This is a genomic window from Vibrio sp. Vb1554 (genome assembly GCF_033344235.1).
The window spans coordinates 1-2,591 of sequence record NZ_JAWPOJ010000077.1; the positions used below are offsets into that span (position 1 = coordinate 1).

Genomic DNA, 2,591 nt, shown 5'->3' on the forward strand with positions numbered 1-2,591 from the left:
GCTTAGCGGAAAGTTCTTTTACCCTCAGCCGAAATGCCTGCCGTTGCTAGACATTGCCAGCCAGTGCCCGTCACTCCGCGGTCTTCACTGCGTGATCGAGTTGATCGACACCCGCCGTGACACGCTCCATGAAGTGCCTGCCTGCGTCTGTTAGCCGAACGCCCCGCGCATGGCGCTCAAATAGCAGGACACCAAGGTTATCCTCCAGCGCTTTCACACGCGCGCTGACGCTCGACTGGCTGATACCAAGTGCCTTGGCCGCATGCCGAAAATTCAGATGCTCGGCGACGGCGATGAACTGAACAAGGGAAATGAGCGGTATCCTGCCAGACAGGATACCGACATTCACGAGGTTTCGATGGTTAGTGCGCCGCATCGGAGCGGGCCTGCTACCAGTCGTCGGTTAGACGACTGGCGACTTCTCGGTGGCAGCCCCACGGAGCCGAAGGAGCACCAGCCCCAACGAAACCAGTACCGCCATCGCCGTGGCGTAACAGATCACGGGCCACGCTGTGTCACCGTTTAAAAGTGCCACCGCCAATGTCCCGACAATGCTGACTATCAGGCTTTGAACGCAGAAGTAGAACGCGACCGCTGATCCCGCGATGTCGTCGAACTCTGCCAAAGCGCCGTTCGCGGTAACGGACACCGTGAAGACAATACCGACCGCGACAACCCACATCGGTAGGATGAAGGTGAGGAATGACGGCGAGCCGTAAAGTTCGCCGATCCCCAACAGGACCGCTCCGCAAACAAGCAACGCCATCCCACGCGCCACGCATCCTGCGATGCCCCATCTGGCGACAAAGGACTTCGCGAAACGGGTTGTCACGATCATTACAAGCGCGACAGTGGCGAAGGCAAAGCTGAATCCGATCTCGGAATATTCCGCTTGGCCTATGAGCACACGGGGAGCCGTCGAGAAGAAGACGAAGAAGGTGCCCATACCGGCGCTAAAGCCGACAGTGTAAACCCAAAAAGCCGGACTCGCGAAGATCGGCAAGACAGATCGGCGCGTCTTGACTTGATCCAGAGGGCGGGTTTCGTGCCACCTGAAACCCGCATTTAGGAGTGCGAGCATCGCCAGTATAGCCAAAGTAATGAATATCGCCTGCCATCCCAAGAACTCGCCGATCAATGCTCCGGCGATAGGGCCGAGCGCAGGCACGAACGCCAGCATCGAACTGAAAAGGCCGTAGATGACGACACCCTCAGGACGGTTGGCATAAACGTCGCGAACCGTCGCGAACGTCGCCACCAGCATGGCCGACGCGCCCACTGCTTGAAGTAGACGGAAAGCGACAAAGGCCGGTGCAGTTGAAGACCAAGCTGCTCCCAGAGACGCAATGACGAAAGCCGTTGCGCCCGCAAGTAGAATTGGCCGTCGCCCGATTCTGTCTGAGAGCGGACCAAAAATCACCTGGCCCACGCCGAGCATCACCATATAGAGGCTCAACGTGAGTTGGATCATAGCGGGCGTCGTGTTCAGGATGCCGGGCATCGCTGGAACGACAGGGAGATAAATATCCATCGCCAGTGAAGCGAGGATGTCGAAAGGAGCCATCAGCAGCAGTGCTGCCGGCAGCGTATAGGCCCACGCGGGGCGTGTGGTGGTCATGACGAATCAACCCTCGATTAAGGAATACCGGGCGACGTCTGCTCGTCAGCAATCAGATGAGACTAGCCTTACAGAGCGCCGCAACAACAATACTGGTTGTTGCGGCTTACTTGTCTGCTGACTTGGAATTTCCCATCTGATTACTCCACGCTTACGAATATGAATTGCTACATTTTATCCGATTATCTTTTGCTTCGCAATGCGGCATGGGCGCACTCAGCGTTCCAGCCCCCTCTGCCGCCCTAACTGCCACGACACCGACCCGCCCTGCACGATGCCCATAACCTCGCGGCCGAGTTGGCGGTCGATGATCGGCCGCCACGGGACAAGGGTGAACTCATGGGATTTCTCGACCACGGCGAACTTGCCGCTCGATAGATGCACGGTTCCGGTAAACTTGCCGCTGACGCTCTCGCCGTCCGTGGCGGCGCGGAACGGCAGGCCCTTACTCAAAGCCATATCCGATCCGACGCCGGCTACCTCGCGCTCCCGCAGGATGGCGAGAAGGTTGCGCCGGTAGAAGACGCGGCTGTCCCGGCTGCGGGTGGCGTCGCCCTGTTCGATATGGTGCTCGCGGCGCTGGTCCATGGCTTCGCGGACTTGTTGCCCGAAGCCGGTTGGCGCAAGGTCGGCCGTCTCGCCGTGGATCAGCCGCCGGTCCAGCCAGGTCGCGCCGTCCGATCCGATCTGTTTGTTCAGATCGACCGGGGAAAGGACGCGAACGCTGGCCTGACTGTCTCGGCCGGCGTCATGGGCGGCGGCACGGCTGACCAGATCATCGGGGATGCGCCATTGGTCGGCGTCGATCCGCTCGACGATACCGGCCCGGCGTAGCGCCTCCAGCCGGCGCACATGGGCATCGACATAGCCCTCATAGTCGCCGCCTGGAACGCGGCACGTATAGGAAGAATAAACGCCCTTTTCACCCAAGTCCAACAGCTTTGGACCGCAGTTGACTCTTTCGACACCCCTG

General features: G+C 59.6%; 3 protein-coding genes. All 3 read right to left on the bottom strand.

Annotated elements, in window-relative coordinates; all coding sequences use genetic code 11:
* Positions 1-70: 70 nt before the first annotated feature.
* Entirely contained in the window at positions 71-376 is a 306-nt protein-coding gene (locus R8N28_RS23685) for a LysR family transcriptional regulator (RefSeq protein ID WP_001255015.1), read from the bottom strand.
* A 27-nt stretch (positions 377-403) separates the two neighbouring features.
* On the bottom strand, positions 404-1,618 hold the full coding sequence (gene floR, locus R8N28_RS23690) for a chloramphenicol/florfenicol efflux MFS transporter FloR (RefSeq protein ID WP_000214119.1): 1,215 nt from the start codon (positions 1,616-1,618) through the stop codon (positions 404-406).
* 216 nt (positions 1,619-1,834) lie between these two features.
* A partial coding sequence (locus tag R8N28_RS23695; protein WP_223542817.1) for a DUF3363 domain-containing protein occupies positions 1,835-2,591 on the bottom strand: 757 nt, incomplete at its 5' end.

What these genes read in the sequence shown, in the direction of transcription:
- R8N28_RS23685 (WP_001255015.1), bottom strand. Translation starts at nt 376, where the DNA reads ATGCGGCGCACTAACCATCGAAACCTCGTGAATGTCGGTATCCTGTCT.
- floR (WP_000214119.1), bottom strand. Translation starts at nt 1,618, where the DNA reads ATGACCACCACACGCCCCGCGTGGGCCTATACGCTGCCGGCAGCACTG.